At 52.9% G+C, this 26,326-nt stretch carries 26 protein-coding genes and 5 tRNA genes; 17 read left to right on the top strand and 14 right to left on the bottom strand.

The features are described 5' to 3' along the window. Positions 1-2 precede the first annotated feature (2 nt). Positions 3-2,834, top strand: coding sequence for a valine--tRNA ligase (locus tag PJU73_RS07280; protein ID WP_237091710.1), 2,832 nt, complete (start codon positions 3-5; stop codon positions 2,832-2,834). 88 nt (positions 2,835-2,922) lie between these two features. After that, a complete protein-coding gene (locus PJU73_RS07275) occupies positions 2,923-3,117 on the top strand; it encodes a hypothetical protein (protein WP_237091711.1) in 195 nt (64 codons plus the stop codon). A 37-nt stretch (positions 3,118-3,154) separates the two neighbouring features. On the opposite strand, the gene PJU73_RS07270 is transcribed toward PJU73_RS07275, so the two are convergent. Beyond that, positions 3,155-3,379, bottom strand: coding sequence for an MmcQ/YjbR family DNA-binding protein (locus PJU73_RS07270; protein ID WP_237091712.1), 225 nt, complete (start codon positions 3,377-3,379; stop codon positions 3,155-3,157). Further along, the gene (locus PJU73_RS07265) at positions 3,379-3,513 is read right to left on the bottom strand and encodes a hypothetical protein (protein ID WP_272606899.1); all 135 of its coding nucleotides are present in this window, start codon (positions 3,511-3,513) and stop codon (positions 3,379-3,381) included. The genes PJU73_RS07270 and PJU73_RS07265 overlap by 1 nt, the downstream gene beginning before the upstream one ends. A gap of 185 nt (positions 3,514-3,698) precedes the next feature. Here PJU73_RS07265 and PJU73_RS07260 point away from each other — a divergent pair, with 185 nt between their 5' ends. Further along, complete coding sequence (locus tag PJU73_RS07260) at positions 3,699-4,184, top strand: hypothetical protein (protein WP_237091713.1); 486 nt, start codon at positions 3,699-3,701, stop codon at positions 4,182-4,184. 78 nt (positions 4,185-4,262) lie between these two features. Then, the gene (pdxA, locus tag PJU73_RS07255; protein WP_237091714.1) at positions 4,263-5,261 is read left to right on the top strand and encodes a 4-hydroxythreonine-4-phosphate dehydrogenase PdxA; all 999 of its coding nucleotides are present in this window, start codon (positions 4,263-4,265) and stop codon (positions 5,259-5,261) included. 459 nt (positions 5,262-5,720) lie between these two features. Here the strand turns inward: pdxA and truA are convergent, their stop codons facing one another. Continuing rightward, a complete protein-coding gene (gene truA, locus PJU73_RS07250; RefSeq protein WP_237091715.1) occupies positions 5,721-6,524 on the bottom strand; it encodes a tRNA pseudouridine(38-40) synthase TruA in 804 nt (267 codons plus the stop codon). 211 nt (positions 6,525-6,735) lie between these two features. On the opposite strand from truA, the gene PJU73_RS07245 reads away from it, so the two are divergent. The 7 genes from PJU73_RS07245 to PJU73_RS07215 all read left to right on the top strand — a co-directional run bounded on the left by PJU73_RS07245 (position 6,736) and on the right by PJU73_RS07215 (position 11,372). Further along, entirely contained in the window at positions 6,736-7,269 is a 534-nt protein-coding gene (locus PJU73_RS07245) for a septation protein A (protein ID WP_237091716.1), read from the top strand. Positions 7,270-7,282: 13 nt separating this feature from the next. After that, a complete protein-coding gene (locus PJU73_RS07240; protein WP_237091717.1) occupies positions 7,283-7,573 on the top strand; it encodes a YciI family protein in 291 nt (96 codons plus the stop codon). Beyond that, positions 7,570-7,845 carry a BolA family protein gene (locus PJU73_RS07235; protein WP_237091718.1) on the top strand — a complete coding sequence of 92 codons (276 nt, stop codon included), beginning with the start codon at positions 7,570-7,572 and terminating at the stop codon, positions 7,843-7,845. The genes PJU73_RS07240 and PJU73_RS07235 overlap by 4 nt, the downstream gene beginning before the upstream one ends. A gap of 26 nt (positions 7,846-7,871) precedes the next feature. Further along, a complete protein-coding gene (locus tag PJU73_RS07230; protein ID WP_237091719.1) occupies positions 7,872-8,732 on the top strand; it encodes a peptidylprolyl isomerase in 861 nt (286 codons plus the stop codon). Between the two features lie 20 nt (positions 8,733-8,752). Next, positions 8,753-9,505, top strand: coding sequence for a peptidylprolyl isomerase (locus PJU73_RS07225; protein ID WP_237091720.1), 753 nt, complete (start codon positions 8,753-8,755; stop codon positions 9,503-9,505). Positions 9,506-9,780: 275 nt separating this feature from the next. Then, positions 9,781-11,157 carry a Na+/H+ antiporter family protein gene (locus tag PJU73_RS07220; protein WP_237091721.1) on the top strand — a complete coding sequence of 459 codons (1,377 nt, stop codon included), beginning with the start codon at positions 9,781-9,783 and terminating at the stop codon, positions 11,155-11,157. After that, positions 11,157-11,372 (top strand): SlyX family protein, encoded by a 216-nt coding sequence (locus tag PJU73_RS07215; RefSeq protein WP_237091722.1) that lies wholly within the window; start codon positions 11,157-11,159, stop codon positions 11,370-11,372. Before PJU73_RS07220 ends, PJU73_RS07215 begins: the two co-directional genes overlap by 1 nt. 322 nt (positions 11,373-11,694) lie before the next feature. On the opposite strand, the gene PJU73_RS07210 is transcribed toward PJU73_RS07215, so the two are convergent. The 6 genes from PJU73_RS07210 to PJU73_RS07185 all read right to left on the bottom strand — a co-directional run bounded on the left by PJU73_RS07210 (position 11,695) and on the right by PJU73_RS07185 (position 14,349). Beyond that, positions 11,695-11,770, bottom strand: a tRNA-Val gene (locus PJU73_RS07210). 76 nt (positions 11,771-11,846) lie between these two features. Then, a tRNA-Asp gene (locus tag PJU73_RS07205) sits at positions 11,847-11,923 on the bottom strand. 34 nt (positions 11,924-11,957) lie between these two features. Then, positions 11,958-12,033 (bottom strand) — tRNA-Val (locus PJU73_RS07200). Positions 12,034-12,109: 76 nt separating this feature from the next. Continuing rightward, positions 12,110-12,186: transfer RNA gene (locus PJU73_RS07195), tRNA-Asp, on the bottom strand. Positions 12,187-12,220: 34 nt separating this feature from the next. Then, positions 12,221-12,296 (bottom strand) — tRNA-Val (locus PJU73_RS07190). Between the two features lie 70 nt (positions 12,297-12,366). Next, positions 12,367-14,349, bottom strand: a complete 1,983-nt coding sequence (locus PJU73_RS07185; protein WP_237091723.1) for a monovalent cation:proton antiporter family protein — start codon at positions 14,347-14,349, stop codon at positions 12,367-12,369. 236 nt (positions 14,350-14,585) lie between these two features. On the opposite strand from PJU73_RS07185, the gene PJU73_RS07180 reads away from it, so the two are divergent. The 5 genes from PJU73_RS07180 to PJU73_RS07160 all read left to right on the top strand — a co-directional run bounded on the left by PJU73_RS07180 (position 14,586) and on the right by PJU73_RS07160 (position 19,993). Then, positions 14,586-15,410, top strand: coding sequence for a carbon-nitrogen hydrolase family protein (locus PJU73_RS07180; protein ID WP_237091733.1), 825 nt, complete (start codon positions 14,586-14,588; stop codon positions 15,408-15,410). Positions 15,411-15,424: 14 nt separating this feature from the next. Beyond that, positions 15,425-15,967: a crossover junction endodeoxyribonuclease RuvC gene (gene ruvC, locus PJU73_RS07175; protein WP_237091734.1), complete on the top strand. Its 543-nt coding sequence runs from the start codon at positions 15,425-15,427 to the stop codon at positions 15,965-15,967. A 238-nt stretch (positions 15,968-16,205) separates the two neighbouring features. Next, positions 16,206-17,087 (top strand): lipid A biosynthesis lauroyl acyltransferase, encoded by an 882-nt coding sequence (locus PJU73_RS07170; protein ID WP_237091724.1) that lies wholly within the window; start codon positions 16,206-16,208, stop codon positions 17,085-17,087. Positions 17,088-18,162: 1,075 nt separating this feature from the next. Continuing rightward, positions 18,163-18,957, top strand: a complete 795-nt coding sequence (locus PJU73_RS07165) for a 3'-5' exonuclease (protein ID WP_237091725.1) — start codon at positions 18,163-18,165, stop codon at positions 18,955-18,957. 154 nt (positions 18,958-19,111) lie between these two features. Continuing rightward, positions 19,112-19,993 (top strand): prephenate dehydrogenase, encoded by an 882-nt coding sequence (locus PJU73_RS07160; RefSeq protein ID WP_237091726.1) that lies wholly within the window; start codon positions 19,112-19,114, stop codon positions 19,991-19,993. A gap of 531 nt (positions 19,994-20,524) precedes the next feature. Here PJU73_RS07160 and PJU73_RS07155 read toward each other — a convergent pair. The 4 genes from PJU73_RS07155 to tsaB are packed head-to-tail and all read right to left on the bottom strand — an operon-like array spanning position 20,525 to position 23,833. Continuing rightward, entirely contained in the window at positions 20,525-22,012 is a 1,488-nt protein-coding gene (locus PJU73_RS07155; protein ID WP_237091727.1) for a DNA recombination protein RmuC, read from the bottom strand. Beyond that, a complete protein-coding gene (locus tag PJU73_RS07150; protein WP_237091728.1) occupies positions 22,009-22,725 on the bottom strand; it encodes a uracil-DNA glycosylase family protein in 717 nt (238 codons plus the stop codon). The genes PJU73_RS07155 and PJU73_RS07150 overlap by 4 nt, the downstream gene beginning before the upstream one ends. Next, positions 22,719-23,162 (bottom strand): ribosomal protein S18-alanine N-acetyltransferase, encoded by a 444-nt coding sequence (gene rimI / locus PJU73_RS07145; RefSeq protein WP_237091729.1) that lies wholly within the window; start codon positions 23,160-23,162, stop codon positions 22,719-22,721. Before rimI ends, PJU73_RS07150 begins: the two co-directional genes overlap by 7 nt. Beyond that, entirely contained in the window at positions 23,159-23,833 is a 675-nt protein-coding gene (tsaB, locus tag PJU73_RS07140; protein ID WP_237091730.1) for a tRNA (adenosine(37)-N6)-threonylcarbamoyltransferase complex dimerization subunit type 1 TsaB, read from the bottom strand. Before tsaB ends, rimI begins: the two co-directional genes overlap by 4 nt. Before the next feature lie 251 nt (positions 23,834-24,084). Between tsaB and dapD the strand changes: the two genes are divergently transcribed. Then, positions 24,085-24,906 carry a 2,3,4,5-tetrahydropyridine-2,6-dicarboxylate N-succinyltransferase gene (gene dapD, locus PJU73_RS07135; protein ID WP_237091731.1) on the top strand — a complete coding sequence of 274 codons (822 nt, stop codon included), beginning with the start codon at positions 24,085-24,087 and terminating at the stop codon, positions 24,904-24,906. Between the two features lie 111 nt (positions 24,907-25,017). Here dapD and PJU73_RS07130 read toward each other — a convergent pair whose 3' ends face one another. Next, positions 25,018-26,031 carry an IS110 family RNA-guided transposase gene (locus PJU73_RS07130; protein ID WP_272606889.1) on the bottom strand — a complete coding sequence of 338 codons (1,014 nt, stop codon included), beginning with the start codon at positions 26,029-26,031 and terminating at the stop codon, positions 25,018-25,020. Positions 26,032-26,326: the final 295 nt, after the last annotated feature.

Below are 26,326 nucleotides of genomic sequence, written 5' to 3'. Positions count from 1 at the left end.
TCATGTTAGACAAATACAATCCCGCCGAAATCGAATCCAAACATTACCGCAACTGGGAAAGCCGAGGCTATTTCCAACCGAATATGGATTTATCCAAACCCGCATTTTCCATCCAACTGCCGCCGCCGAACGTAACCGGTACGCTGCACATGGGTCATGCGTTCAACCAAACGATTATGGACGGCCTCACCCGCTACTACCGCATGAAGGGCTGTAACACCGCATGGATTCCGGGTACCGACCATGCCGGTATCGCCACGCAGATTGTGGTTGAACGCCAACTGGCGGCGCAAAACGTGTCCCGCCACGATTTGGGGCGCGAAAAATTCCTTGAGAAAGTGTGGGAATGGAAAGAGCAGTCGGGCGGCACGATTACCGAGCAAATGCGCCGTGTGGGCTGCTCCGCCGATTGGACACGGGAATATTTCACGATGGACGACGTGCGTGCCGAAACCGTCAGCGAAGTATTCGTGCGCCTGTATGAGCAAGGTCTGATTTATCGGGGCAAACGCTTGGTGAACTGGGATCCCGTATTGGGAACGGCGGTTTCCGATTTGGAAGTGGAAAGCGTGGAAGAACAAGGCTCGATGTGGCACATCCGCTATCCGCTGGCGGACAATCCGAGCGAAGCCGTGATTGTGGCGACTACCCGTCCCGAAACGCTGCTGGGCGACGTTGCCGTTGCCGTCAATCCCGAAGACGAACGCTATACCCACTTAATCGGCAAACAATTAACCCTGCCGCTGACCGGCCGCACCATTCCCGTGATTGCCGACGAATATGTCGAAAAAGATTTCGGCACGGGCTGCGTGAAAATCACGCCGGCGCACGACTTCAACGACTACGAAGTCGGCAAACGCCACGATACCGCCCTGATTAATGTGTTTGACTTGGAAGCGAAAATCCTCGCCCAAGCCGAAGTGTTCAATTTCAAAGGCGAAGCGCAACAAGGCTTTGCCCTACCCGAATCATACGCAGGCTTGGATCGTTTTGCCGCCCGCAAACAGCTTGTTGCCGATTTGCAGGAACAAGGTTTACTGGCGGAAGTGAAACCGCATACCCTGATGACTCCGAAAGGCGACCGCACCGGCTCGGTGATTGAACCCATGCTCACCAGCCAATGGTTTGTCGCCATGTCCGCCGCACCGAACGGCGGCGAACCCGACAGCGAATTCAAAGGCTTGAGCCTTGCCGACAAAGCCAAAAAAGCGGTGGACAGCGGCGCAGTCCGCTTTATCCCCGAAAACTGGGTCAATACCTACAACCAATGGATGAACAATATCCAAGACTGGTGCATTTCCCGCCAATTATGGTGGGGACACCAAATTCCGGCATGGTATGACGAAGCAGGCAATGTGTATGTTGCCCGCAATCAGGAAGATGCCGAAAAACTGGCGGGCAAAACCGGTCTGACCCGTGATGAAGACGTATTGGATACATGGTTCTCATCGGCTTTGGTGCCGTTTTCTACGCTCGGCTGGCCGTCTGAAACCGATGAACTCAAAGCCTTTTTGCCGAGCAATGTATTGGTAACCGGCTACGAAATCATCTTCTTCTGGGTGGCGCGCATGATTATGATGACCACCCACTTCACCGGCAAAGTGCCGTTTAAAGACGTGTACATTCACGGCATCGTGCGCGATCACGAAGGCAAAAAAATGTCCAAATCCGAAGGTAACGTGATTGACCCTGTCGATTTGATTGACGGCATTGATTTGGAACAATTATTGGTAAAACGCACCACCGGCCTGCGCCGCCCCGAAAAAGCACCGCAAGTGGTCGAAGCCACCAAAAAACTGTTCCCTGAGGGCATTCCCGTATTCGGTGCCGACGCATTGCGTTTCACGATGGCAAGCTATGCCAGCCTTGGTCGCAGCGTTAATTTCGACTTCAAACGTGCCGAAGGCTACCGCAACTTCTGCAACAAATTGTGGAACGCCACCAACTTCGTGCTGATGAACACCGAAGGCAAAGACTGCGGTCAAGACGAAACCCAGCCTTTGGCGTTTACTTTTGCCGACCAATGGATTATCGGCCGCTTGCAACAGACCGAAGCCGCCGTTGCCGAAGCCTTTGAAACCTACCGCTTCGACCTTGCCGCCCAAACCCTGTATGAATTTGTGTGGAACGAATATTGCGACTGGTATATCGAATTGGCGAAAGTGCAAATCCAAACCGGCTGTCCGACCACCCAACGCACCACCCGCCGCACACTGGTTCGGGTATTGGAAGCCATTTTGCGCCTGCTGCACCCGATTATGCCGTACATCACTGAAGAGTTATGGCAGACCGTTGCCCCGCTCGCCAACGCCAAACACACCGACAGCATTATGCTTGCCGCCTACCCGCAGGCGGATAACGGCAAAATCGTTCCCGCCGCATTCGACAAAATCACCGCCCTGCAAGACTTGGCAGGCGCAGTGCGCAACCTGCGCGGCGAAATGGGCATAGCCCCGAACGTGAAAGCACCGCTGTTTGTCGAAGGCGGCAGCGATTTGGCAGACCTGCTCAAATACCTTCCGGCACTGACCCGACTGACCGAAGCCAAATTGGTCGAAACCTTACCCGAAAGCGAAGACGCACCCGTCGCCGTCTGCAACGGCGCACGCCTGATGTTGAAAGTAGAAATCGACAAAGCCGCCGAAACCGCACGTTTGGGTAAAGAAGCCGAGAAGCTGCAAAAAGCCCTCGACAAACTCAACGCCAAACTCTCCAAACCCGGCTACACCGAAAAAGCACCGGCACATCTGGTGGAAAAAGACAAAGCCGAATTGGCAGAGTTGGAAGACAAAATGGCGAAAGTGCAAACCCAGTTGGCAAAACTGAAAGACTAAGGCAGGCGTAAAACCGCCGGGCCAAATCCAATGCCGTCTGAAAATGCACTTTTCAGACGGCATTATTGTTGGCAGCAAAGGAAGCAACATGAATCCCAAATTACAGACCATCATCAAATCCCCAACCCTACCCGACAAAGCCGGTGATGAAGTGCGGGCGGAAAAATGGGCAGAATGCACCGAACAATACGGCTTGAGCGGCGAATGGGCGGTGGCGGCAAAATTGGGCGCAGAAGTCAGCGAAGAACAGATAGAAATGATCGGCCATTTGTTCGGGCGTTGAACCGAACGAATGCCGCAACAGCGGTTTTCAGACGGCCTCAGCGGGTTAAATCAAAACTCAAATCCAGCAGCCGCAACACTTCTTCCGCCGCAAAATCACTGTTCAAATCCAAGCTGAACCAATGTTCCTTATTCATATGATACGCAGGATACACGCCGCTGCTTTGGCGCAGGCCGCCGAGCAGGGCAGGTTCGCATTTCAGATTGATAATCTCGGTATCCGAACCATTCGGCAGCCCCAGTTTGGCCGCAGGAATATTCATCAGCAGCGAAACCAGCGCCGGTGCGCCGCACGGTGGCGCAAAACGGCATAAGCAGGGTGTTTCGCCCACGGAAAATCAGGCGGCACGCCGTAACGTTCGGCGGCATAGTCTAAAATCATTTGGCGGGTCAGCATAGAGTCGGTAAGTGATTTTCAAAACAAAAGTATGGCGGAATTTTACCGACCTTGCCGGAAAAATCAGCCGAGGCCGTCTGAACATACCGTTTTCAGACGGCTTGGGTGGATTGCACGATATATTAAATAGAATATGTTATCATTTACTTTTCATTTTTAAGCAGAAAAATTTGAAAGACACGGTTATGATGAAGCAACTCAGTATTTCAGCCGCTCTTTTGGTATGCACTGCAGCGCAGGCAGCGGGCGTGTCGCCGAAAAATCTGGTCGGCGGATGGCATTGCGAAACCCGGGCAGAAATCGCACAGGGCGAAACGGAAACGGTTTACCGTGCCGACGGCACATTTCAGGCAAAAGAGCTGGTTCGGATTAAAGCGGCAGACGGTTCGGAATGGGCTTATGCGATTGAGGGCGATGGAACATGGTCGCTGAACAAGCAGAAACTGACGGAAACGCCGCAACAGGCAAGTATCGAACGCCGTTACAGCGATGAAACATCGGCAGCATTGGCAGCCTCGCCCGAATTACAGGCAGAAGAAACAGCCCTGTTTGCCCTGTTGCAGCAGGCAGTGCAAGACCATACGCCGCAAACCTATACCGTAACCCGTTTGGATAAACAGCATTTTGATGTGGAGCAGAGCGATTTCCGCAGCCGCTGCGTACGGAAATAGTATTGATAAATTAAGATGTTGTCGAAAAATTCAGCGTTAAATTTATTCCGTCCCGACAACAAAAAAAGGAACACTGACATGACCCCGATTTTAGCCGTTACCAGTGGCGAGCCTGCGGGCATCGGCCCCGATATCTGTTTGGATTTGGCGTTTGCCGATTTGCCTTGCCGCTGCGTGGTCTTGGGCGACAAAGATCTGTTGCGCCGGCGTGCCGCCGCATTGGGCAAAGAGGTGGTATTGCGTGATTTTCAGGCGGGAAGGCCGTCTGAAAAGCCTGAAAAAGGCGTGTTAGACGTGTACCATATTCCGCTGAACGCCGCCTGCGAAGCGGGCAGGCTCAATCCGGCCAATGCTGATTATGTGCTGCAACTGTTGGACACGGCATATCAAGGCATTTCAGACGGCCTGTTTGCGGCGATGGTTACTGCGCCGCTGCACAAAGGCGTGATTAACGAAGGCATGGCGGGCGGCGGTTTTTTCAGCGGACACACCGAATACCTTGCCGAAAAAAGCGGCACGCCGCAAGTGGTGATGATGTTGGCGGGCGGCGGTTTGCGGGTGGCTTTGGTAACGACCCATTTGCCGCTGAAAGACATCGCCGCCGCTGTTACGCAGCCTTTGGTCGAGAGCGTTGCCCGCATTTTGCACCATGATTTAAAACACAAATTCGGGATTGCCACCCCACGCATACTGGTTACCGGCCTCAATCCCCACGCCGGCGAGGGCGGCCATTTGGGGCATGAGGAAATCGATATTATTATCCCTGCGCTGGAAAACCTGCAGGCCGAGGGCATTGACGCCAAAGGCCCGTATCCCGCCGATACGGTGTTTCAGCCGTTTATGCTGAAAAACGGCGATGCGGTGCTGGCGATGTATCACGACCAAGGATTGCCGACCCTCAAATATGCCGGTTTCGGGCAGGGCGTGAATATTACGCTGGGGTTGCCGTTTGTCCGCACCTCAGTCGATCACGGCACGGCGCTTGATTTGGCCGGTAGCGGCAAGGCCGATTCGGGAAGCCTGATGGTGGCGGTGGAAACGGCATGGGAAATGGTGAGTAAGGGTAAAACTGATTGATTATATAGTGGATTCACTTTAAAAGTAGTACAAGGCGGCGAGCCGAAGACAGTACAGGTAGTACGGCTAGGCGAGCCAACGCTGTAATACTTTAAAGTGAATTCACGATAGTAAACGCACCATTCAAATGATGAGTATGCCAATGCTTATCTAAGCCGTCTGAAAACCGAAGGTTTCGCTAAAACGAGCGTAGCGAGTTTCTGCGCAGCTAAAACCAAAGGTTTCGCTAAAACGAGTGTAACGAGTTTCTGCGAAGCTAAAATCAGATTTTCAGACGGCTTCGATATAAAACGCACAGGGCAGGTGCGTGCTTTGGTGCGACCCTACGAGTGCCGGATTAAATTGCATGGATTATTCAGTGAATCCACTATCGCTTCGCAGAAACTCGCTTTGCTCGTTTTAGCGAAACCTTCGGTTTTCAGACGGCATTGCCCTGTTTTGTCGTGTTGCAAACGTTGCTCACAGCCACGCTGGGATTTGGGGCGGGGTGATACCGAAGTGAGGCGGATAATCCACGCCTGTGAGGTAAAGCCCGTCGGGCATAAAGGTGGGCGGGGCTTTGAGGCGGCTGCGTTCGGCAATCAAACCGGCGAATGCCTGCGGACTCATTCTGCCGCTGCCGACATAAACCAATGCGCCCATGATGTTGCGTACCATATGGTGCAGAAAGGCGTTGCCGTGCAGGTCGAGTTTGTAGCATTCGGGCGTGCCGTCGATATGGGCATGATAAATGGTTTTGACCGGCGATTTGGCTTGGCACTGGGCGGCTCGGAAGCTAGAAAAATCGTGTTCGCCGACTAAATGCTGCACAGCCTGCTGCATGGCGGCAAGGTCGAGCGGGTAGTGGGTCCAACCGGCTTTGCCGATGAGCAGCGGCGAACGCACAGGAGCGGATTGCAGCAGATAGCGGTAATGCCGCCCGCTGGCATCGAAACGGGCGTGAAATTCGGGGGCGACGGTTTGGGCGTGCAACACGGCGATGCCCTGCGGCAAATGGGCGTTTACGCCCCGTATCCATGCCTGCGGTACCCGCTCGGCGGCGGTGTCGAAGTGGACGACTTGGGCGCTGGCGTGTACGCCGGTGTCGGTGCGGCCGGCGGCGGTAACGGTGATGGGTTCTTGGGCGATGCGGCTGAGGGCGTGTTCGAGTGCCGCCTGCACGGTGGCAATGCCGTCGGCCTGTTTTTGAAAACCGTAAAAGCGGCTGCCGTCGTAGGCAAGGGTTAAGGCCCAGCGTTGTTTGGGGGCGTGGTGTGGGGACATGGCGGTTGGGGAAATGGGTCGGAAACGGGAATTATAACCGATGTTGGCGTGATGCCGTCTGAAAACGGCTTATTCTGCTATATTTGAAAATGAATGCACGATATTTTCAGTTTTCAGACGGCCTGACGGCTGCGGTGCCGCTTGCCGATGGTGCAAAACTTTGCTGCAGCCTGTATGATTGGGGCTTTACGGTCTGATTGACGATGGATTTATGAAAGTTTTAAGCGATTTATTTGCCGTTATTCTGTTTTTTGCGATTTATTCGCTGACCAAAGACATGATTCTGGCAACGGCGGCGGCTTTGGCGGCCGGTGTGCTGCAGGCGGTTTGGGCGTATAAGAAAAACGGGCGGCTGGATACCATGCAGTGGGTCAGCCTGATTCTGATTGTGGTGATGGGCGGGGCGACGATTCTGCTGAAAGACAAACGCTTCATCATGTGGAAACCGACCGTGTTGTTCTGGCTGGGTGCAGCGGTGTTGCTGGGCAGCCACCTGATGGGCAAAAACGGGCTGAAAGCCACGATGGGCAAAGAATTATCGTTGCCGCAGGCAGTGTGGACCCATCTGACTTATGCGTGGACGGCGTTCTTGATTTTTATGGGTTGTGCCAATATTTTCGTGTTTCAACATTTCAGCGAAGCGCAGTGGGTGAATTACAAACTGTTCGGCTCGAGCGGTTTGATGATTGTTTTTATTCTGGCTCAGGCTTTATACTTGAGCCGACATTTATCCGACAAACATTAAGAAAGGGAAAACAATGGATTATTTTATGCTGTTGGCGACCGATGGCGAAGATGTGCATGAAGCACGCATGGCGGCACGTCCGGCGCACTTGGCACGTTTGGAAAAGCTGAAAGAACAAGGCCGCCTGCTGACCGCCGGCCCGAATCCCTTGCCGGAAAACCCCGAACGGGTATCGGGCAGCCTGATTGTGGCGCAGTTTGAATCGCTGGATGCTGCTCAAGAATGGGCGGAACAAGACCCGTATGTCGATGCCGGCGTGTATGAAGAAGTATTGATCAAACCATTCAAGGCAGTATTTAAATGAGCGATATGCGCCAAGCCATCGAAGGCCGTCTGAAAAGCCTCAATCTGACGGCGTTTGCCTTTACCGATGAGAGCCATCTGCATATCGGCCACGCAGGCAACAAAGGCGGCGGACATTATGCCGTGCTGGCCGTCAGCCCTGAATTTGCAGGCGTGAGCCGACTCAACCGCCAGCGCATGATTAAAAACCTGTTGCAAGACCTGTTTTCAGACGGCCTGATTCATGCCTTGAGCATCAAAGCGCAAACGCCCGAAGAATACGCCCAATCCTGACAACCGATTTTTCAAGAAAGAAACCCATGAACAAAATCCGATTTTCCGCATTGCTGCTGGCCGCACTGTCCGGCAGCCTGTTTGCCCAAACCTTGGTAACCGTCAACGGCGAAGCGATTGACAGCAGCGTTATTGACAGTCAAGTCAAAGTCATGGCCGCCAATCAGCAAGTTCGGGATTCCGCCGAATTGCGCCAATATCTGACCGAAGGCCAAGTGGTGCGTACCGCAGTCGCCCAAGAAGCCAAACGCCTGAAACTCGACCAAAGCGCCGAGTACCGCAAAGCGTTGGAAACCGCCCGTGCCGAAGCCAAAAAATCCGGTGCCGACAAACAGGCCGGTTTCAAAACCGAATGGGCAGTATTTGAAAGCGAACTGCTCGGTCAGGCCTATGCCGCACACATTGCCGCCCAAGCGCCGGTTGCCGAAGCAGACGTGAAAGCCGCTTATCAGCAGTTTGCCGACCACTATAAAGGCAGCGACGAAGTCTTGTTGGGCGAAATCGTAACCAAAACCCAAGCCGAAGCGCAAAAAGCCGTTGCCGAGCTGAAAGCCAAAAAAGGCTTTGCCGACGTGTTCAAACGCTATTCTTTGGACGAACAGCGCAAACAAAGCCAAGAACTGTTTGCCCCTGTGCCGCTGAAAGATTTGCAACAGTCCGCACCGCCGGTGTACGCAGCGGTGAAAGATTTGAAAAAAGGCGGCGTTTCCGCACCGGTTGCCGCAGGGCAGGTGTTCAGCGTGTTTTATGTCAACGACCGCCGAGCGCTGCAAGTGCCGGCTTATGAACAGCTGAAAGGCGAAATCGCCCAAAGCCTGCAGGCGCAACGCATCGACCAAGCCGTCGGCAGCCTGCTGCAAAAAGCCAAAATCCAACCCGCTAAATAAAACAGCGGCGGAGTAAAACCATGAAATATACCCGCAGCCTGATATGGCTGACCGCAGCGGCGGCTTCTCTGGCAGTTGCCGCTCCCGAAATTGCGCCCGAACGCATCGATGCCGCAGTGCGTACCGTTTTACAGCAAGGCGGCGAAGCGGCGGCCGGTGCAGACGGCAAAGTCATCCGCAATCAGGTAACCCGACAGTTACAGACTCTGGAAGTGTTGAAAAACGAAGCGTTGAAGCTGGGTTTGGACAAAGACCCGGAAGTGCAGATTCATTTCAAAAACATGGAAGCCGAGTTTTATGCCGGACAATACACCGAATATCTGCAAAAGCAGATAGAAGTTTCCGATGCCGAACTGCGCCGCTTCTACGACCGCAAAACCCTGCTGATTCAGCTTCAGGAAGCCGCTTTCCCGAGCGAAGCCGCTGCGCAGGAAGCCTTGGCGCTGCTGCGCAAAGGTTTGTCGTTTGACGAATTGGCGAAGCGTTATCCGAGCGCCGAGCCGACCGTTCCTGATCATCTGTTTTCGCCGGAAAGCAAATTGCCCGAGCCGCTGCAAAGCGTGGTTGAAAACCTGAACCGGGGCGAAGTAACCCGCGAGCCGGTGAAGCTGGGCGATCGGTTTTATCTCTTTAAATTGAGCAAAACCGACCGAGTGCCGGAAGCACCGCCGTTTGAACTGGTGCGCCACGAGTTGGTACGCCTGTTGAAAGAAGAACAGGTGGCGCAGCAGCTGAAAGCATTGCTCAAAGCCAACGGCCTTGACGCAGAGTAGGGCGCTACGCAGAGCGCATTGTAGGAACGGTGATTTTAGTTTCGCAGAAACTATGTTTTCAGACGGCAAGCTATTCCCCGTCCCGCTGGCGGGACGGGAAAGGGTGGTTTGTTAATGCTGTTATATTTTTTCGGTTCATCTATGATTTATGCCGTCTGAAAACGGAAATATCCGCTTTTCAGACGGCATGATTTTTGCTGTTGCCTTGTCAGCCCGTCTGTGAAACGTTATATTAACTCTTTTAAGCAAAATTTAACGTAAACGGAGAAACAGGCATGAATGCCGTAGTAATTGCAGTCATTGTTATGCTGGCTTTGTCGCTGGCGAGGATACACGTTGTACTCAGTTTGGTCATCGGCGCATTTGTCGGCGGCTTGGTGGCCGGTATGCCGGTGGCGGATATTGCCGGTGCGGCGGGCAAGGTGTCGCAGGAGGGGATTATCACCGTGTTTCAAAACGGCTTGGCGGGCGGGGCGAAAATTGCGCTTTCTTATGCCATGCTCGGCGCATTTGCGATGGCGATTACCCATTCGGGCTTGCCGCAGCAGCTTGCCGGTTCGATCATCCGCAAACTCAATTCGGGCAACCGTCCCGACCACGTCAATGGCGGCGGGGCGAAAATCAAATGGTTGCTGCTGGGCATTTTGTTGGTGATGGGCGTGATGAGTCAAAACGTTGTGCCGATTCACATTGCCTTTATTCCGATGATTGTGCCGCCGCTGCTGCTGGTGTTCAACCGTCTGCAGGTTGACCGCCGTTTGATTGCCTGCGTGATGACTTTTGGTTTGGTAACGACTTATATGTTTTTGCCGTATGGTTTCGGCGCTATTTTCTTGAACGAAATCATGTTGGGCAATATCCGTGCCGCCGGTATGGATACGCAGGGCATTAATGTAATGCAGGCGATGGCGATTCCCGCTTTGGGCATGGTTGTTGGCCTGCTGCTGGCGTTTGTTCATTACCGCAAACCCCGTTTCTATCAAAATAATCAGGTGGATATGGAAAACGCCAATGTCGAACACCCTGCGCCGTCGCCTTACCGCAGCTTGGTTGCAGCGATTGCGATTGCCGTGTGTTTCGCCATTCAGTTGTTGTACGATGAAGCTCTGTTGCTGGGTGCGATGCTCGGTTTTGCCGTATTTATGACCTTGGGTGTGATTAAACGCAGCGATGCCAACGATGTATTCGGTGCCGGTATCCGCATGATGGCGATGGTCGGCTTTGTGATGATTGCCGCTCAAGGTTTCGCCGCTGTGATGAAAGCCACCGGCGATATTCAGCCGTTGGTTGAGGGAAGCATGGCGATGTTCGGCGGCAGCAAAGGACTGGCGGCGTTTGCGATGTTGGTGGTCGGCCTGCTGGTAACCATGGGTATCGGCTCGTCGTTTTCCACTTTGCCGATTATCACCGCTATTTATGTGCCGCTGTGCCTGAGCCTCGGCTTCTCGCCACTGGCAACCGTTGCCATTATCGGCACCGCCGGTGCGCTGGGCGATGCCGGTTCGCCCGCTTCCGACTCCACGCTCGGTCCGACCATGGGCTTGAATGTGGACGGCCAGCACGACCATATCCGTGATTCGGTGATTCCGACCTTTATCCACTACAACCTGCCGCTGCTGGCCGCCGGTTGGATTGCTGCCATGGTGTTGTGATGAACGATTGGGAACACCGCATTACCGAACTCGAAATTCAGACGGCCTTGCAGGCAGATTTAATCGACAGTTTGAACACCATCGTTGCCGATATGCAGCAGACGCTGGATTTGCAACAGGAACAACTGCGCCTGCTGTACCGCAGAATGCAGGACAAAAACGCCGACGAAGGCAACGCATACAGCCTGCGTGACGAAATCCCGCCGCATTATTGATTCCGGTTTGGCAAACAGCTAAAACAAGGCCGTCTGAAAATGCCGATGTTGATTTTCAGACGGCCTTGTTTATTTATAGTGAATGCACTGAATCATTCATACGGTTTTTAAACAGGGCGTAGGTTGGGTCGAGACCCAACATTATTTAGAAAATTGAAACATAAGATTTTGTTGGTTACGTTCGTGCCTTGCTAACCGTAACCTATGCCTGTTTTTGTATGGAAACCGGTGTCTTAACTACAGGAGCGTTGGTTTCTTTCCAAGATGGTTGATTTGACAGCAAACAGTAAAACGGCCTTACATTTGTAAGGCCGTTGATATTTGGTGGGTGATGACGGAGTCGAACCGCCGACATTCTGCTTGTAAGGCAGACGCTCTACCAACTGAGCTAATCACCCTTTTCAGAGAAAAGACTAATAAAGTTATCCGTTCTCTGTTAAAACAAAAAACACCGTTAAGTGTTTTTCTGGAAGTTGGCGCGGCGGACGGGGCTCGAACCCGCGACCCTCGGCGTGACAGGCCGATACTCTAACCAACTGAGCTACCACCGCGCATTTACTGCAAGGAGCAATAAACTTGAAAACTTGGTGGGTGATGACGGAGTCGAACCGCCGACATTCTGCTTGTAAGGCAGACGCTCTACCAACTGAGCTAATCACCCTTTTCAGAGAAAAGACTAATAAAGTTATCCGTTCTCTGTTAAAACAAAAAACACCGTTAAGTGTTTTTCTGGAAGTTGGCGCGGCGGACGGGGCTCGAACCCGCGACCCTCGGCGTGACAGGCCGATACTCTAACCAACTGAGCTACCACCGCGCATTTACTGCAAGGAGCAATAAACTTGAAAACTTGGTGGGTGATGACGGAGTCGAACCGCCGACATTCTGCTTGTAAGGCAGACGCTCTACCAACTGAGCTAATCACCCGTGGCGCAAATTTGCGAAGTCGCTATTAAATCAAAAAAGCGGCTTTTTGGCAAGGTTTATTTTTTGATAATCAGAAGTGTCCCTGCAAGCTCCAGTTTTCAAAAGAAATTATTTCTTCTTTTTTGCCCGCAACTACTAAAATGTCGCCTGTTTGCAAGACAAATTCGGGCGCTAGGTTGTCGATGCGGCCGGTGTTGCGGCGGACAAACAGCAGGCGGATATGGCAACTTTGGATAGGAAGTTGGGCAATGGTTTTGCCGACGGCGGCGGCGTTGTCGCTGAGGGCGAAGGCGTAGCGGACAACGGTTTTGCCTTCTTCCGAAAAGCCGGTATCGTCGTCGCTGCCGCTGAATAAGTCGCCCAGCGAGGCGTAGCGGCTGCGGCGGATGTTGGTAATGGTCTGATAGACTTTGTTGTAAGGTGCGCCGTGTGCGAGCATGGCGTAACCGGCGAGTGCGAGGCTGGTTTCTTTGGTGTCGGAAACGGCTTCTTCTGCGCCCATATCGGTGAAAATGCCGACATAATCGTCGTTAATGGCACGGGCATACACCGGCATCGACGGGTGCATGGAAATGATGTTGTTCAATACATGCTGGGTTTCGTGCATATTGTTGAGGGTCAGCACCACCATTTTGGCACGCCCCAATCCGGCGGCTTCCAATACTTCCCGGCGTTTGGCATCGCCGAAGGATACCGGTTCGCCGGCGCTGCGGGCAATCTGCACCCGTTCTACGTCTAAGTCGAGGGCGAAGTAGGGGATATTTTGTTCGGCCAGAATCCTGCCGACGGTTTGGCCGCCCCGTCCGAAGCCGATAATCAGGACGTGGTCGGATTTGTTCATGGTGGCCACCAGCATGGTGTGCAGGTTGAGCGCTTTCATGTCCCAGCTGGATTTCACAAAGCGGTTGACGATTTTGTCGCTGCTTTCGAGCAAAAACGGTGCAATCACCATCGAAAGTAATACGGCGGCGGTGGCGGCCTGTTCCAATTCGGTGGAAACCATGTTGATTTTGCTGGAAATCGCCAGCATTACAAAGCCGAATTCGCCGCCCTGCGCCAGATACAGCGCTGCTTTGAGGCTGTCGCCGACAGGGTTGCGCATACGGTGGGCGATGATAAACACCACCAGCGCTTTCAGCAGCACCAAAATGGCCAGCAGCACCAAAATCAGCTGCCAGTCGCTGATCAGCGCCTGTAGGTCGAGTTTCATGCCGACGGTGATAAAGAAAAAGCCGAGCAGAATGTCCCGAAACGGGCGGATGTCGTCTTCCACTTGGAAGCGGTATTCGGTTTCCGAGAGCAGCATACCGGCAACAAATGCGCCCAATGCCAGCGACAGGCCTTCCAGTTCGGTCAGATAGGCCACGCCCAAGGTAACCAGCAGTACGTTAATCATGAACAATTCGGACGATTTGCGTTTGGCGACCATTCTGAACCACGGCGACATCACCCGGTTGCCGATTAAAAACAGAATGCTCAGGGTGGCAATCATTTTCAGCGCCGCCCAGCCGAGTTCTGCCCACAGATTGCCGCTGCTGCCGCCGGCGAGCGCCGGAATCAGAATCATCAGAGGGACAACGGCGATGTCCTGCATCAGCAAAACGCCCATTGCCATTTGACCGTGCGGCTGGCCCAATTCGGTTTTTTCGGAAAGAATGCGGCTGACAATGGCGGTGGACGACATGGCCAGTGCGCCGGCGGTGGCGAATGCCCAGTTAAACGGCGTGTCCAGCGCCATCAGTACGCCCATTACCGACAGCATGGTTATCACTACCTGCAGCCCGCCCAGTCCGAACACCAAGCGGCGCATGGCTTTGAGTTTGGGGAGGGAAAATTCCAAACCGATGCTGAACATCAGAAACACAATGCCGATTTCGCCCAAATAATCGGTTGCCTGATTTTTGGGAATCAGGTGCAGCATACTCGGACCGGCGATAAAGCCGACCAAAAGATAGCCCAGCATGGAAGGGATATTGAGTTTCCGACAGAAAATCACGGTAATCACGGAAACGAGCAAAACGATAACGATGGGTGCGAGGGAAAATTCGTGCATAGCGGCGGCTTTATTGTTGTTGTCGGAAGGCCGTCTGAAAACAAGGGCTTTATGCAGACGGCTTGAACATTATATAGTGAAATGAATAATAAAGTAATACAGGCGGCGGCGCAGCGTTTTCGGGTATTTTATTGTTTCAGGCAAGTGTAAACATGTATCCTTCCGCCCAACAGCCGCTGCAACCGCAGACGGTGCTTGTGGTAAACTGGCGGCAATATTCTATTGGGGAGAGCGTGATGCAGAAAACCATACGGGCGGCGGCGGTGCAGATGGTGTCATCAACCGATGTTGCGCAAAATATTGCCGCCATGCGGCGGCTGGTTGCCGAGGCGGCGGAACGGGGGGCGGAGTGGGTGCTGCTGCCCGAATATTGGCCGCTGATGGGAAAAAACGATACCGACAAACTGGCGTGGGCGGAAGAAGCCGGCAAGGGCGAAATTCAGACGGCCTTAAGCGACACTGCCCGCCATTGCGGCGTGGTGTTATTCGGCGGTACGATTCCGCTGGTCAGCAGCGAAGCCGGTAAGGTAATGAATACGCTTCAGATTTATCTGCCCGACGGTACGCTGGCCGAGCATTACCACAAAATGCACTTGTTCGGCTTTTCCGGTTTGGGCGAACGCTACGCCGAAGCCGATACCATCAGCGCCGGTTGCGAAGTGCCGCATTTCAATATCGGCGGGGTCGGCGTGGCGGCGGGGGTATGTTACGATTTGCGTTTCCCCGAATTTTTCCGCGCCCAGCAGCCGTTTGAGGTTTTGATGTTGCCGGCGGCGTTTACCTACACCACCGGTCAGGCGCACTGGGAACTGCTGCTCAAAGCCCGTGCAGTGGAAAACCAATGTTATGTAGTCGCCTCGGCGCAAGGCGGCAAACACGAAAGCGGCCGCCGCACTTTCGGCCACAGCATGATTATCGACCCGTGGGGCGAAGTGTTGGCAGAACGGGTGGAGGGCGAGGGCGTGATTGTTGCCGATTTGGAAGCGGCCAGACTGAACAGCGTCCGCACCCGTTTACCGGCATTGCAGCACAGACTGTTGCCGCCTTATGAAAATCAATGATGATTGCACCGCAGATGAACCGGAAAACCCAACGCATTTTAGGCATCGATCCCGGCAGCCGGATTACCGGTTTCGGCATCATTGATGTGTGCGGCCGAGATTATCAATATGTCGCCTCAGGCTGCATCAAAACCATTCCCGCTGACGAGTTGGCGGGGCGGATTGGCGTGATTTGCGAAAACATCCGTGAAATCATTGAATTATACCGTCCCAATCAGGCGGCGGTGGAACAAGTGTTTGTTAATGTCAATCCGGCGGCCACGCTGATGTTGGGACAGGCGAGGGGCGCAGCGTTGGCGGCATTGGTGATGCGGGGCTTGCCGGTGTACGAATATACCGCCCTGCAGGTTAAGCAGGCGGTGGTCGGCAAGGGTAAGGCGGCGAAAGAGCAGGTACAGCACATGGTGGTGCAGATGCTCGGTTTGTCCGGTACACCGCAGGCGGATGCCGCCGACGGTCTCGCCGTCGCCCTGACCCACGCCCTGCGCAACCACAGCCTTGCCTACAAGCTGAACGCTGACGGTATGCAGATTAAAGGCGGACGGTTTCAGAGATAACTGTGCCTGAAGCCGTCTGAAAACCGTTGTCTTTATTAAACATTTTCAGACGGCCTTGCTTTAATTATCGGAAATTTCACCATCGTTAAAATACCGAATTTTCTGTGTCGGCCGATAAACTGCAGCCGATATAGCCGAGCGTGTTGGGTTCGGAATAGGCTAGAAATTCAGTTGATTTACTATATAATCATTTTTTCCTTACAGCCAAGCCGTCTGAAAACGGCGTTTGCAGACAAATATGAAATTTGCCTTCGTGATACTCTATCTGGTGCAACTGTTGCCGTTCAAACTGCTGCACAAACTCGCCGATGCCGTCGGGCTGCTGGCCTATTACGCCGTCAAGCCCCGCCGCAAAGTCGGCGAAATCAATTTGGAAAAATGCTTTCCCGAACGCAGCGCCGCCGAACGCACCGCCCTGCTCAAACGCCATTTCCAGCACATGGCGAAACTGATGCTGGAATACGGTCTGTATTGGTACGCCCCGGCCGAACGCCTGCGCAAACTCGTGCATTATCGGGACAAACATTATCTTGACGAAGCGCTGGCCGCCGGCGAAAAAGTGATTATTCTCTACCCCCATTTCACCGCCTTTGAAATGGCGGTTTACACATTAAACCAAGATGTTGCGCTCACCAGCATGTATTCCCACCAGAAAAACCGCACGCTGGACGAGCAGATTCTCAAAGGCCGCCACCGCTATCAAAACGTCTTCTTAATCGGACGTACCGAAGGCCTGCGCGCCATCATCAAACAAATCCGCAAATCCGCCGCCCCGTTTCTCTATCTCCCCGATCAGGATTTCGGCCGCAACGATTCGATTTTTGTCGATTTTTTCGGCATTCCCACCGCCACCATCGCTGGGCTGAGCCGCATCGCCGGCATGACCGGTGCCAAAGTGATACCCGCCATTCCCACACGGGAAGCCGACAATACCGTAACCCTGTGCTTCTATCCGGCGTGGGAACACTTCCCCGGCGGCGACATCGAAGCCGACACCCGCCGCATGAACCGCTTTATCGAAGAACGGATATGCGAGCAGCCCGAACAGTATTTCTGGCTGCACAAACGCTTCAAAACCCGCCCCGAAGGCGAAGCCGGTTTTTACGATAAAGTGAAATAAAACATGAAAAAAACAATAATATAAATACGCCTATGCCGTCTGAAAAACCGATTTTCAGACGGCATAGGCGTATTTTTGTTCACAATACCGGGCTGAAAGCTGCTGTTGTTTTCCCGAAAAACCAAATCATGATTTGTGGTGAAATATTCACATCATGTCTAAAAATAATTTCCATTAAAATCATAATATTAACAGCAAAGAAAAATCTGAAAAACAAACATCTGATTTTATGTTGAAAAAACAAAATAATATAAAAATGGAATAATCGGAAATTATATTTCAATAACTAACGAAAAATAATTGTTTAAATATTAAAAAATTTCTCAAGCACGCTTCAAATCAAAAGCATATCTCATTTACCTGTTTGGCGGGAAAGTATTGGCAAAACCGGATAAACGGCGTATATTTCGCTTACATACAGTTACATGTTTTCAGACGGCATAACGTCTGGAAGCCGACAGTTTCCCCGCAAGGGACGTTTCGATAAGTTCGAAACGAAAGTTTATTGAAGCGGAGTTGAGCTGCTTTGATAAAGCCGCAGGTGAAAGCCTGTATTGTTTGTGAAGCGTAAATCTCTGATTTGAGGTATTGGGGCAATCCTGTGGGGGATTGCCCACTTTTTTTGCCTTGGTTCGGACAGTTGTTACTATAGTTAAAACACCGAATTTTCCATACAAAAGCAGGCGTAGGTTGAGGTTAGCGAGGCACGAGCGTAACCCAACAAAACCTTATGTTTCAAGGTATATAGTAAATCCACTTAAAAATCCATACAATTTCCAAATACACTCGTCATTCCGACGAAAGTCGGAATCCATCTGTCAGATTCAGAAACCATAAAGAAAAAACAGTTACCTAAACCGCCGAAATGGATTCCGACTTTCGTCGGAATGACGGGCGTGTTGGGTTTGGAATGTACTAGAAATTGGGTTGATTTACTATATACAAGTCGTTGCCCGATATGGCAAAATACCGTGAATTCGCTTTAAAACAGTACGGTGTTGGCTCGCCTTGTCCTCTTTTAAAGTGAATCCACGATTAAATCCGTTTTCCTTTTTTCAAACAGATTGGGCAGCGTATGACACCGATTTTGGCTTTTGATATTGAAACCGTTCCCGATGCGGCAGGCATCCGCCTGCTGTATGATTTGCCGGCAGAAGTTTCAGACGAAGAAGCAGTATTGTTTGCCCAACAAAAACGGCGGGCGCAGACCGGCGGCGATTTTATGCAGCTTCACCTGCATCAGGTGGTGGCAGTGTCCTGCTGTATGCGTTGGGGCAGCGAAAAAATCCACGTCGGCACCATCGGCGAGCCGGAAGACAGCGAAGAAACCGTGATTGCCAAGTTTTTCGAATTAATCGAAAACCACACGCCTCAACTGGTCAGCTGGAACGGCGGCGGTTTCGATTTACCGGTGCTGCATTACCGTGCGCTGATTCACGGCATTTCCGCCGCCCGCTATTGGGATATGGGCGAGGGCGATTTCGGCGACAGCCGCGATTTCAAATGGAACAACTACATCAGCCGCTACCACAGCCGCCATTGCGATTTGATGGACTTGCTGGCACTGTATCAGCCCCGTGCCAACGTGCCGCTCGACGACATGGCAAAACTGTGCGGCTTTCCCGGTAAATTGGGCATGGACGGCGGCAAAGTCTGGCAGGCTTACCACCAAGGCCGTCTGAAAGACATACGGGATTATTGCGAAACCGATGCCGCCAATACCTATCTGATGTATCTGCGTTTCCGCCTGATGACGGGCGCACTCGACGGCGACGAATACGAAATCGAAATCAAACGCCTGAAAAACTATCTCAAAGAACTCGCCCCCGAAAAAACGCATTGGCAGGAATTTATCGCCGCATGGCGTTAAAGCGTTCCAATCATCAAGCAAGGCTGTCTGAAAAGCTGATTTTCAGACAGCCTTTAAAGTGGATTCACCATACCTAAAAACCGCAAATTTCCCCCTGCGGCTTTGAGTTTGCCCGCCAATCGGGTAAACTCAGATTTTTGCCAGCGGTTCAGCCATGTCAGCCATTTTGCCCGTCAAACAAATCACCCTTATCGGCGTCGGCCTGATCGGCGGCTCGTTTGTTTTGGATTTAAAACGGCTGGGTCTGGTAGAGAAAATCATCGGTGTGGATGTCAATCCCGACAATCTCGAACGGGCATTGGAACGCAAAGTCATCGACGCAGCCTCGGTGCATCTCAATGCCAACAGCATCACCGGTTCCGAACTGGTACTGTTGGCAACGCCCGTTTCTACCTTGCCGCAAATCTGCGACACCATCCGTCCCTTTCTCAGCCCGCAAGCCATCGTATCCGATGTCGGCAGCACCAAACAGTCTGCAATCGACGCTTTCAGACGGCATTTGCCCGACCATCTTCCCCATTGCGTCGCCGCCCACCCGATTGCCGGTTCCGACCGCAGCGGCGCACTGGCCGCCCAATTCGGATTGTATCGCAACAAAAAACTGATTATTACCCCGCACGGGCAGGAAAACTCTGAAAGCATTGCCCGTATCGAAACATTATGGCAGGCAGTCGGTGCCGAAACCCACCGCCTGAGCGCCGCCGACCACGATGCCGTATTCGCCGCCGTGTCGCATATGCCGCACTTGGCAGCCTTTGCCTACGTCCACGAAATCTTCGACCACCCCGACGGCCAAACCTACTTACAATTCGCCGCCTCCGGCTTTCGGGACTTTACCCGCATTGCCTCCAGCCACCCCGCCATCTGGACGGATATTTGTCTGGCCAACAAAAACAGCCTCACCGACTTAATCGACGGCCTGCAAAACCAGCTGCAGCGTGTACGCACCATGCTTCAAAAAGAAGACCGTGCCGCCCTCTACAGCTATTTTGACGAAGCACGGCAAACCCGCGACGATTGGCTTGACAGGCAGTAGCGTTGGAAAAGCCCGTATTGCTTATGCAGAAAGGCTTACCGTGAAAAATACTCTGTGTTATAGCAAGGCCGTCTGAAAACGAGCGTAGCGGGTTTCTGCGCAGCCAAAATCGGGTTTTCAGACGGCCTTTGTTTTCGATTTCCCTATGGCGGACGGATTGTTGTGTCAGTATAGTAAATATACTTAATAATCCATACGATTTTTAAACATGGCGTAGGTTGGGTCGAGACCCAACATTAATTTAAAAAACCTTGAAACATAAGATATTGTTGGATTACGCTCGTGCCTCGCTAACCACAATCTACGCCTGCTTTTGTATGGAAAATTCGGTGTTCTAACTATAGAGCAATTTGTTGTCTCCCAAACCATTATTAAACGGATTTAGATTTTTTAGACAGCATTAAATCGCAACTGAAAGGATACGTGCGTGCTATGGTACATACGCTACGCATGGGTTTGATTTATCTGTAAAAAAATTGGCAGTTAATAAGTTGTCCTGCATTACTAGATTTTCTGCCGCCATATTTAATTTCAATCCTGCTCTTCTTCCTGCACATTTGCACCGTCGAGCAGTTGCGGGTCGAGCTGTTTGGTGGTTTTGGCACCGAGTTGGCGCAGTTTGTCGGTGCGGGCAATCAGGTTGCCCCGGCCTTCGGTGAGTTGGCGGTAGGCCGTCTGAAATTGGTGTTCGGCCTGTTGCAGGGATTTGCCGACGGTTTCGAGGGTGTGGACGAAGCCGACGAATTTGTCGTAGAGCCGCCCGCCTTCTTCGGCGATGGCGGCGGCGTTTTGGTTTTGCTGTTCGCTGCGCCAGAGGTGGGCGACGGTGCGCAGGGCGGCGAGCAGGGTGCCGGGGCCGACCAGCATGATGCGTTTGTCGAAGCCTTCCTGCAGCAGTTTGTCGTCGTGTTGCAGGGCGGCGAGGTAGGCGGGTTCGACGGGGACAAACATGAATACGAAATCCAGTGTGTCGATGCCGCCTAAGTCGGTGTAGTCTTTTTCGGACAGGGTTTTGATGTGGTTGCGGATGCTGGCGGTGTGGGCGTTGAGGGCTTGGCGGGCGGTGTCGCTGTCGGCGGCCTGCGTGTAGCGGACGTAGGCGGTGAGCGATACTTTGGCATCGATGATGATTTTTTTGTTGTCGGGTAAATTGATGACGACATCGGGTTGCAGTCGGCGGCGGCTACCGTCTTCTTCGATGCGGGTGGCGGAGGTTTGCACTTGGTATTCTAAGCCCCGGCGCAGGCCGGATTGCTGCAATACGGTTTCTAAAATCATTTCGCCCCATGTGCCTTGGGTTTTGTTTTGTGTGCCGGTGAGGGCTGCGGTGAGGGCTTGGGCATCGTTGTGCAGGCGGTTGTTGAGGGTTTGCAGGCGTTTGAGTTCGTTTTCGAGGGTGAGGCGTTCTTTGGTTTCTTTTTCGTAGGTTTGCTGCACCAGTTCGCCGAAGCCGTGCAGCCGCTCGTTGAGCGGGGTCAGCAGGCGGCCGAGCTGTTCGTGGCTTTGTTCGTTGAAGCGGCGGCTTTTCTCTTCTAAAACGGTTTGGGCGAGATAGTGGAATTCTTGGCCGAAACTTTGGCGGGCTTCGGTAAGCAGTGCCAGTTTTTCATCGGCGGCTCGGCGTTCTTGGGTGATGAGGGTTTGCAGGTGTTCGTTGTGCAGGCTTAATTCGTGGGCGTGCTGCTGCAAAGCGTCATATTCGGTTTTCAGACGGCCTGTGGCGGCGTGTTGTTCCTGCAGATATTCGATTTGTTGGCACGCAGCGGCAAAGCGGCTGTGGATATCCTGCAGGTCGGCCTGCAAATCGGCGGCGTGGCGGCGGCTGTCATCCAAGGCTTCCTGCGCCTGCGTGTATTGGTTCAGCATGGCTTGGTATTGCTGGTTTAATTCGGCAAGACGGCAGTTGAGGGCGAATTGTTGCGACTGTGCCGACTGCTTGGCGGCCAGCCATGCCGTCAGTGCGCCGACCAGCAAGGCTGCGGCGCAGGCGGCAATCATTATCAGAGTGGAATCGGTCATGGTCGGTGGTTGCGCAGCAAGGCTTTGATTTTTTTCAACTCATGCCATGCGTCGGCTTTTAAACTCGGCTGGCGAAGCAGTCGTGCAGGGTGGGGAATAACGATATACGGCAGGCCGCCGCAGAGCTGCTGCATGGCGGCGGCTTGTTGCGGCTTTTGGAAAAACTGACCCAAAAAAACCACGGCACGGGCTTGCGACTGCGCCAATTCGGCAGCGATTTGCGCTGCAGCGGCTTCGATTTGCGGCAAATCAGGCATGGTATTGTCGGCGGGTGCGGCCTTAATCCAGCAGGTTTTGTGTGCCTGCTGCGGCGTTAAACCGATGGCGGCGAGTATATTGTCGAGCAATACGCCGACTGCACCGCTGAACAGTTGGCCGGCAACGCTGTCTTCGGTGCTGGGGCAGATGCTGATAACCATGATTTCAGACGGCATAATGCCGGCGGCGGATACGGGCAACTCGGGGGTGGCAGCGGCTTGCGTTGGCAGTTCGCTGCTTGGCGCAGCGGTTTGGGGATTTTTTTCCGAACGTTGGTTCAAAGCAGCCAGCGCCGACAGCGTCGGTCGGGTTGCCGGTTTGGCGGCAGCGGCAGGTTTCGGGTGGCGGGGCGGCGGGGTGTCTGCGGCAGACGGCACAAATCGGGCTTGGCGGTTGAGCCACATCGGACCTAATCCCAAGGCCTCGTGCAGGTGCAGATAGCGGCTGCTTAACATGATTTCTCCATTAAAACGGCATCTTCCCGCCCGCCGTTTGCCAGCGGGTAATAATTTTTGCGGATACCGGCCGTCTGAAAACCGTGTTTGCGGTAGAGGTTTTGCGCAGCGGCGTTGCTTTGGCGGACTTCTAAAAACAGGCGTTCGATATGTTGCGCCGAGGCCGTCTGAAACCAGTGTGCCAGCAGTGCCGAAGCAATGCCGCAGCGGCGGTGTTCGGGCGAAGTCGCAATCAGGTGCAGCTCGGATTCGCCGCACACGCTTTGCCAGACGATAAAGCCGCCGATTTTGCCGCTGCATTCGCAAACGGCTACGCTGTCGAAACGGCTTTCAATCGCAGCTTGAAACTGCGCCGCCGACCACGGCGAGGGATTGCCTCGGGCATCAATCTGCGCCAGCGTTTGGCAGTCGGCAGCGGCGGCGGGGCGGATAATCATCGGCTTTTCCGTTCCGCCTGTTCTTTGGCAGTTAATGCGATTTTATTGCGCACATACAGCAATTCGGCATGGGCGGCACCGACCGCAGGATAACGCCCGCTTTGTGCCAAATCCAGATAAGCGGCGGCAGTCGGCATATCGGGTTTGCCGGCAAACGGCGGCGGCGAGGGCAGGGCAAAAGCATTGCCGATGCCGTCTGAAAACACCGCTGCGGCAGGCAGGGCGATTTCTTCCGCCTTGCCGACCTGATAATCGCTCAGGCGGCGGTGGGCGGCGGTGTCGAACCATGCGTAAAACACTTCGCCCATGCGGGCATCGGTTGCCGCCAACACGCAGGGCCGCTGCGGGCATTGATAAGCGACAGCGTCCAGACACGGAATGCCGATCAGCGGCGTAGCAAACGGCGTTGCCAAACCTTGCGCCACGCCGATACCGATACGCAGACCGGTAAATGCGCCGGGGCCTTGTGCATAAACCACCGCCCCCAAATCGGCGGCGGTGATGCCCGCTTCGTCAAACAGGATTTGGATTTGCGGCAGAATCTGTTCGGACTGTTTATTGCCCGCTTCGGCATGATACAGAAACGTTTCGCCGCCCGATCGCAGAGCGAGCGAGAGACAGGAAGTGCTGGTATCGACAGCCAACAGCGGCCGGGTAAAGTCAATCTGCATGGTGTGTGCTTTTATTCAATTTTCAGACGGCATTATAGCAAAGAAACAGCGGCGGTTTGGGTGTGATCATCGATTTAATAGCTGACGAGAGCTGCTTTACATGGCAAAATAACGCCGTATCGCTGAAACCGTTATTTTCCATGCGTGGTATGAACAATAACCGTTTCAGTTATATAGTGAATTCACTCTATTGCGAATTTACCGGATACCGCCTTGACGGCGGCTCAACAGCCATTTTAAGGAAAAAGATTATGTCTTTACAGCAAATTATTGAAACAGCATTTGAAAACCGTGCCGACATCACCCCGAGCAGCGTAACGCCGGAAGTGAAAGAAGCCGTATTGGAAACCCTGCGCCAACTCGATTCGGGCGAACTGCGAGTGGCAGAACGCTTGGGCGTGGGCGAATGGAAAGTCAATGAATGGGCGAAAAAAGCCGTGTTGCTGTCGTTCCGCATTCAAGACAACGAAGTATTGGACGACGGTGTCAATAAATATTTCGACAAAGTGCCGACCAAATTTGCCGGTTGGTCTGAAGAACAGTTTAAAGCCGCCGGCTTCCGTGCCGTACCGGGAGCAGTGGCACGCCGGGGCAGCTTTGTGGCGAAAAACGTCGTGTTGATGCCATCTTATGTCAATATCGGCGCATATGTGGACGAAGGTGCCATGGTCGATACTTGGGCGACTGTCGGCTCGTGCGCCCAAATCGGCAAAAACGTACACCTGAGCGGCGGCGTGGGCATCGGCGGCGTATTAGAGCCGCTGCAGGCCAGCCCGACCATCATCGAAGACAACTGCTTTATCGGCGCCCGTTCCGAAATCGTAGAAGGCGTGATTGTCGAAGAAGGCTCAGTGATTTCCATGGGCGTATTTATCGGCCAATCAACCAAAATCCTCGACCGCACCACCGGCGAAATCTACCAAGGCCGAGTACCGGCAGGTTCGGTTGTCGTCTCCGGCAGCATGCCGAGCGCCGACGGCTCACACAGCCTGTATTGCGCCGTAATCGTCAAACGAGTGGACGCACAAACCCGTGCCAAAACCAGCGTCAACGAATTGCTGCGCGGCATTTAAACTAAACCGCCGCTCTGTTGCATTTGATAACAGATTGAAGTAACCAAAGCCGTCTGAAAACTGCAGTTTTCAGACGGCTTGTTTTGTAGATACTATAACCCCCCCAGCAAATCAAGCCTTATCCAGACACATTTTCGCATAGCGTTCTTCGTTAAAGGGTTGTTGGTACTTCAATACAGATTGGGCAATGGTCACGAGTTTACGCATCAGAGCCACAATCACGGCTTTTTTCGCCAGTTTATTACGCTCCAGCAAGCGTTGGACAAACGGGCTGTAAATACTGTCCTTATATTTGCCAAAGCAAAACGACACGGCCGGCATATAGAGTATCTTCCTCAAATCACTCTGTCCGATACGGGAGATACCGACCCGCTTATCTACACTCGTTCCCGATTGTCTGACCATCGGGGTCAGTCCGGCATAGGTCGCAGCAGCCCTTCCGTTTTTAAACCGAGTGCCGTCGCCCAGTATGGCGAGCAGCCAACAGGCTGTGGTTTTGCCGATGGCGGGAATACTGCTCAACAGACGATGGTTGTGTTTCAACTGCTCATCCTGTTTCACCAACTGATGAATATGCGTTTCAACAGTTTTGACTTCGCACTCAAGAAAAGCAATCAGACGTTCGGACGAAACCATCGCATACTCGTCCAACAGCATCTGCAGCCGGACTTTTTCTTTCGCCAGCGCTGCTTTTAAATGTTCGAGATGGCGAAGTTGGCGCAATAAGGCTTTTTCGTTATTGCCTTTCGGTTGCCACAGATCAAATTCATGAACGTAGCTTTCGGCTAAGCGGGCAAGTAATTTGGCATCCGCTTTGTCGGTTTTGGAACGTAAGTTCAAACCTTTGGCAAAGTTGGCGGCACATTTGGGATTAATCACCACTACTGAATGTCCGGCCGTATATAAGTATTCGCACAACCTTTCGTGATAGACGTTTGTCGCTTCCATCACGATATAGAGCGGCTTATCCGAAAAGCTGTTCAGCCATTCGCTCAGAGCAGCAAATCCTTTCGGATGGTTCTCAAACTGGTGGTGTTGATACACTTTTGCGGATTTTTTGACTGCGACATCGAACTTTAACTTGGCAATATCGATGCCGATAAAATAAAATGGGGTGTCCATCATGCTCCTAACCTTGTGAATGCAGACTATGCACAGCATGTCTATGATACTATTCGGGGTGTTTGGACATTGAAAACAGGCTTTTATCTACGTCGCGGGCTTTGAAGCCCAAGGTTGGCGTACAACTCTATTTTCAATCCCGCCCCTGATAGCTGCTTCTGTCGGGGGCTTTTTATTTTATCTTGTGGTTGGTGTTTCTTATACAAGGTGTGGTTAGCGAGGCACGAGCGTAACCCAACAAAATCTTATGCTTCAAGGTATTTCCAATCGTGTTGGGTCTCGACCCAACCTACGCCCT

This window comes from Neisseria lisongii, from assembly GCF_028463985.1.
Classification (GTDB): domain Bacteria; phylum Pseudomonadota; class Gammaproteobacteria; order Burkholderiales; family Neisseriaceae; genus Neisseria; species Neisseria lisongii.
The sequence above is the reverse complement of the archived record's forward strand: the minus strand, read 5'-3'. Positions and strand labels throughout refer to the sequence as shown.

Excerpts from the sequence above, each read along its gene's own strand:
- PJU73_RS07280 (WP_237091710.1), top strand. The coding sequence starts at position 3 with ATGTTAGACAAATACAATCCCGCCGAAATCGAATCCAAACATTACCGC.
- PJU73_RS07275 (WP_237091711.1), top strand. The coding sequence starts at position 2,923 with ATGAATCCCAAATTACAGACCATCATCAAATCCCCAACCCTACCCGAC.
- PJU73_RS07270 (WP_237091712.1), bottom strand. The coding sequence starts at position 3,379 with ATGAATATTCCTGCGGCCAAACTGGGGCTGCCGAATGGTTCGGATACC.
- PJU73_RS07265 (WP_272606899.1), bottom strand. The coding sequence starts at position 3,513 with ATGCTGACCCGCCAAATGATTTTAGACTATGCCGCCGAACGTTACGGC.
- PJU73_RS07260 (WP_237091713.1), top strand. The coding sequence starts at position 3,699 with ATGATGAAGCAACTCAGTATTTCAGCCGCTCTTTTGGTATGCACTGCA.
- pdxA (WP_237091714.1), top strand. The coding sequence starts at position 4,263 with ATGACCCCGATTTTAGCCGTTACCAGTGGCGAGCCTGCGGGCATCGGC.
- truA (WP_237091715.1), bottom strand. The coding sequence starts at position 6,524 with ATGTCCCCACACCACGCCCCCAAACAACGCTGGGCCTTAACCCTTGCC.
- PJU73_RS07245 (WP_237091716.1), top strand. The coding sequence starts at position 6,736 with ATGAAAGTTTTAAGCGATTTATTTGCCGTTATTCTGTTTTTTGCGATT.
- PJU73_RS07240 (WP_237091717.1), top strand. The coding sequence starts at position 7,283 with ATGGATTATTTTATGCTGTTGGCGACCGATGGCGAAGATGTGCATGAA.
- PJU73_RS07235 (WP_237091718.1), top strand. The coding sequence starts at position 7,570 with ATGAGCGATATGCGCCAAGCCATCGAAGGCCGTCTGAAAAGCCTCAAT.
- PJU73_RS07230 (WP_237091719.1), top strand. The coding sequence starts at position 7,872 with ATGAACAAAATCCGATTTTCCGCATTGCTGCTGGCCGCACTGTCCGGC.
- PJU73_RS07225 (WP_237091720.1), top strand. The coding sequence starts at position 8,753 with ATGAAATATACCCGCAGCCTGATATGGCTGACCGCAGCGGCGGCTTCT.
- PJU73_RS07220 (WP_237091721.1), top strand. The coding sequence starts at position 9,781 with ATGAATGCCGTAGTAATTGCAGTCATTGTTATGCTGGCTTTGTCGCTG.
- PJU73_RS07215 (WP_237091722.1), top strand. The coding sequence starts at position 11,157 with ATGAACGATTGGGAACACCGCATTACCGAACTCGAAATTCAGACGGCC.
- PJU73_RS07185 (WP_237091723.1), bottom strand. The coding sequence starts at position 14,349 with ATGCACGAATTTTCCCTCGCACCCATCGTTATCGTTTTGCTCGTTTCC.
- PJU73_RS07180 (WP_237091733.1), top strand. The coding sequence starts at position 14,586 with ATGCAGAAAACCATACGGGCGGCGGCGGTGCAGATGGTGTCATCAACC.
- ruvC (WP_237091734.1), top strand. The coding sequence starts at position 15,425 with ATGAACCGGAAAACCCAACGCATTTTAGGCATCGATCCCGGCAGCCGG.
- PJU73_RS07170 (WP_237091724.1), top strand. The coding sequence starts at position 16,206 with ATGAAATTTGCCTTCGTGATACTCTATCTGGTGCAACTGTTGCCGTTC.
- PJU73_RS07165 (WP_237091725.1), top strand. The coding sequence starts at position 18,163 with ATGACACCGATTTTGGCTTTTGATATTGAAACCGTTCCCGATGCGGCA.
- PJU73_RS07160 (WP_237091726.1), top strand. The coding sequence starts at position 19,112 with ATGTCAGCCATTTTGCCCGTCAAACAAATCACCCTTATCGGCGTCGGC.
- PJU73_RS07155 (WP_237091727.1), bottom strand. The coding sequence starts at position 22,012 with ATGACCGATTCCACTCTGATAATGATTGCCGCCTGCGCCGCAGCCTTG.
- PJU73_RS07150 (WP_237091728.1), bottom strand. The coding sequence starts at position 22,725 with ATGTTAAGCAGCCGCTATCTGCACCTGCACGAGGCCTTGGGATTAGGT.
- rimI (WP_237091729.1), bottom strand. The coding sequence starts at position 23,162 with ATGATTATCCGCCCCGCCGCCGCTGCCGACTGCCAAACGCTGGCGCAG.
- tsaB (WP_237091730.1), bottom strand. The coding sequence starts at position 23,833 with ATGCAGATTGACTTTACCCGGCCGCTGTTGGCTGTCGATACCAGCACT.
- dapD (WP_237091731.1), top strand. The coding sequence starts at position 24,085 with ATGTCTTTACAGCAAATTATTGAAACAGCATTTGAAAACCGTGCCGAC.
- PJU73_RS07130 (WP_272606889.1), bottom strand. The coding sequence starts at position 26,031 with ATGATGGACACCCCATTTTATTTTATCGGCATCGATATTGCCAAGTTA.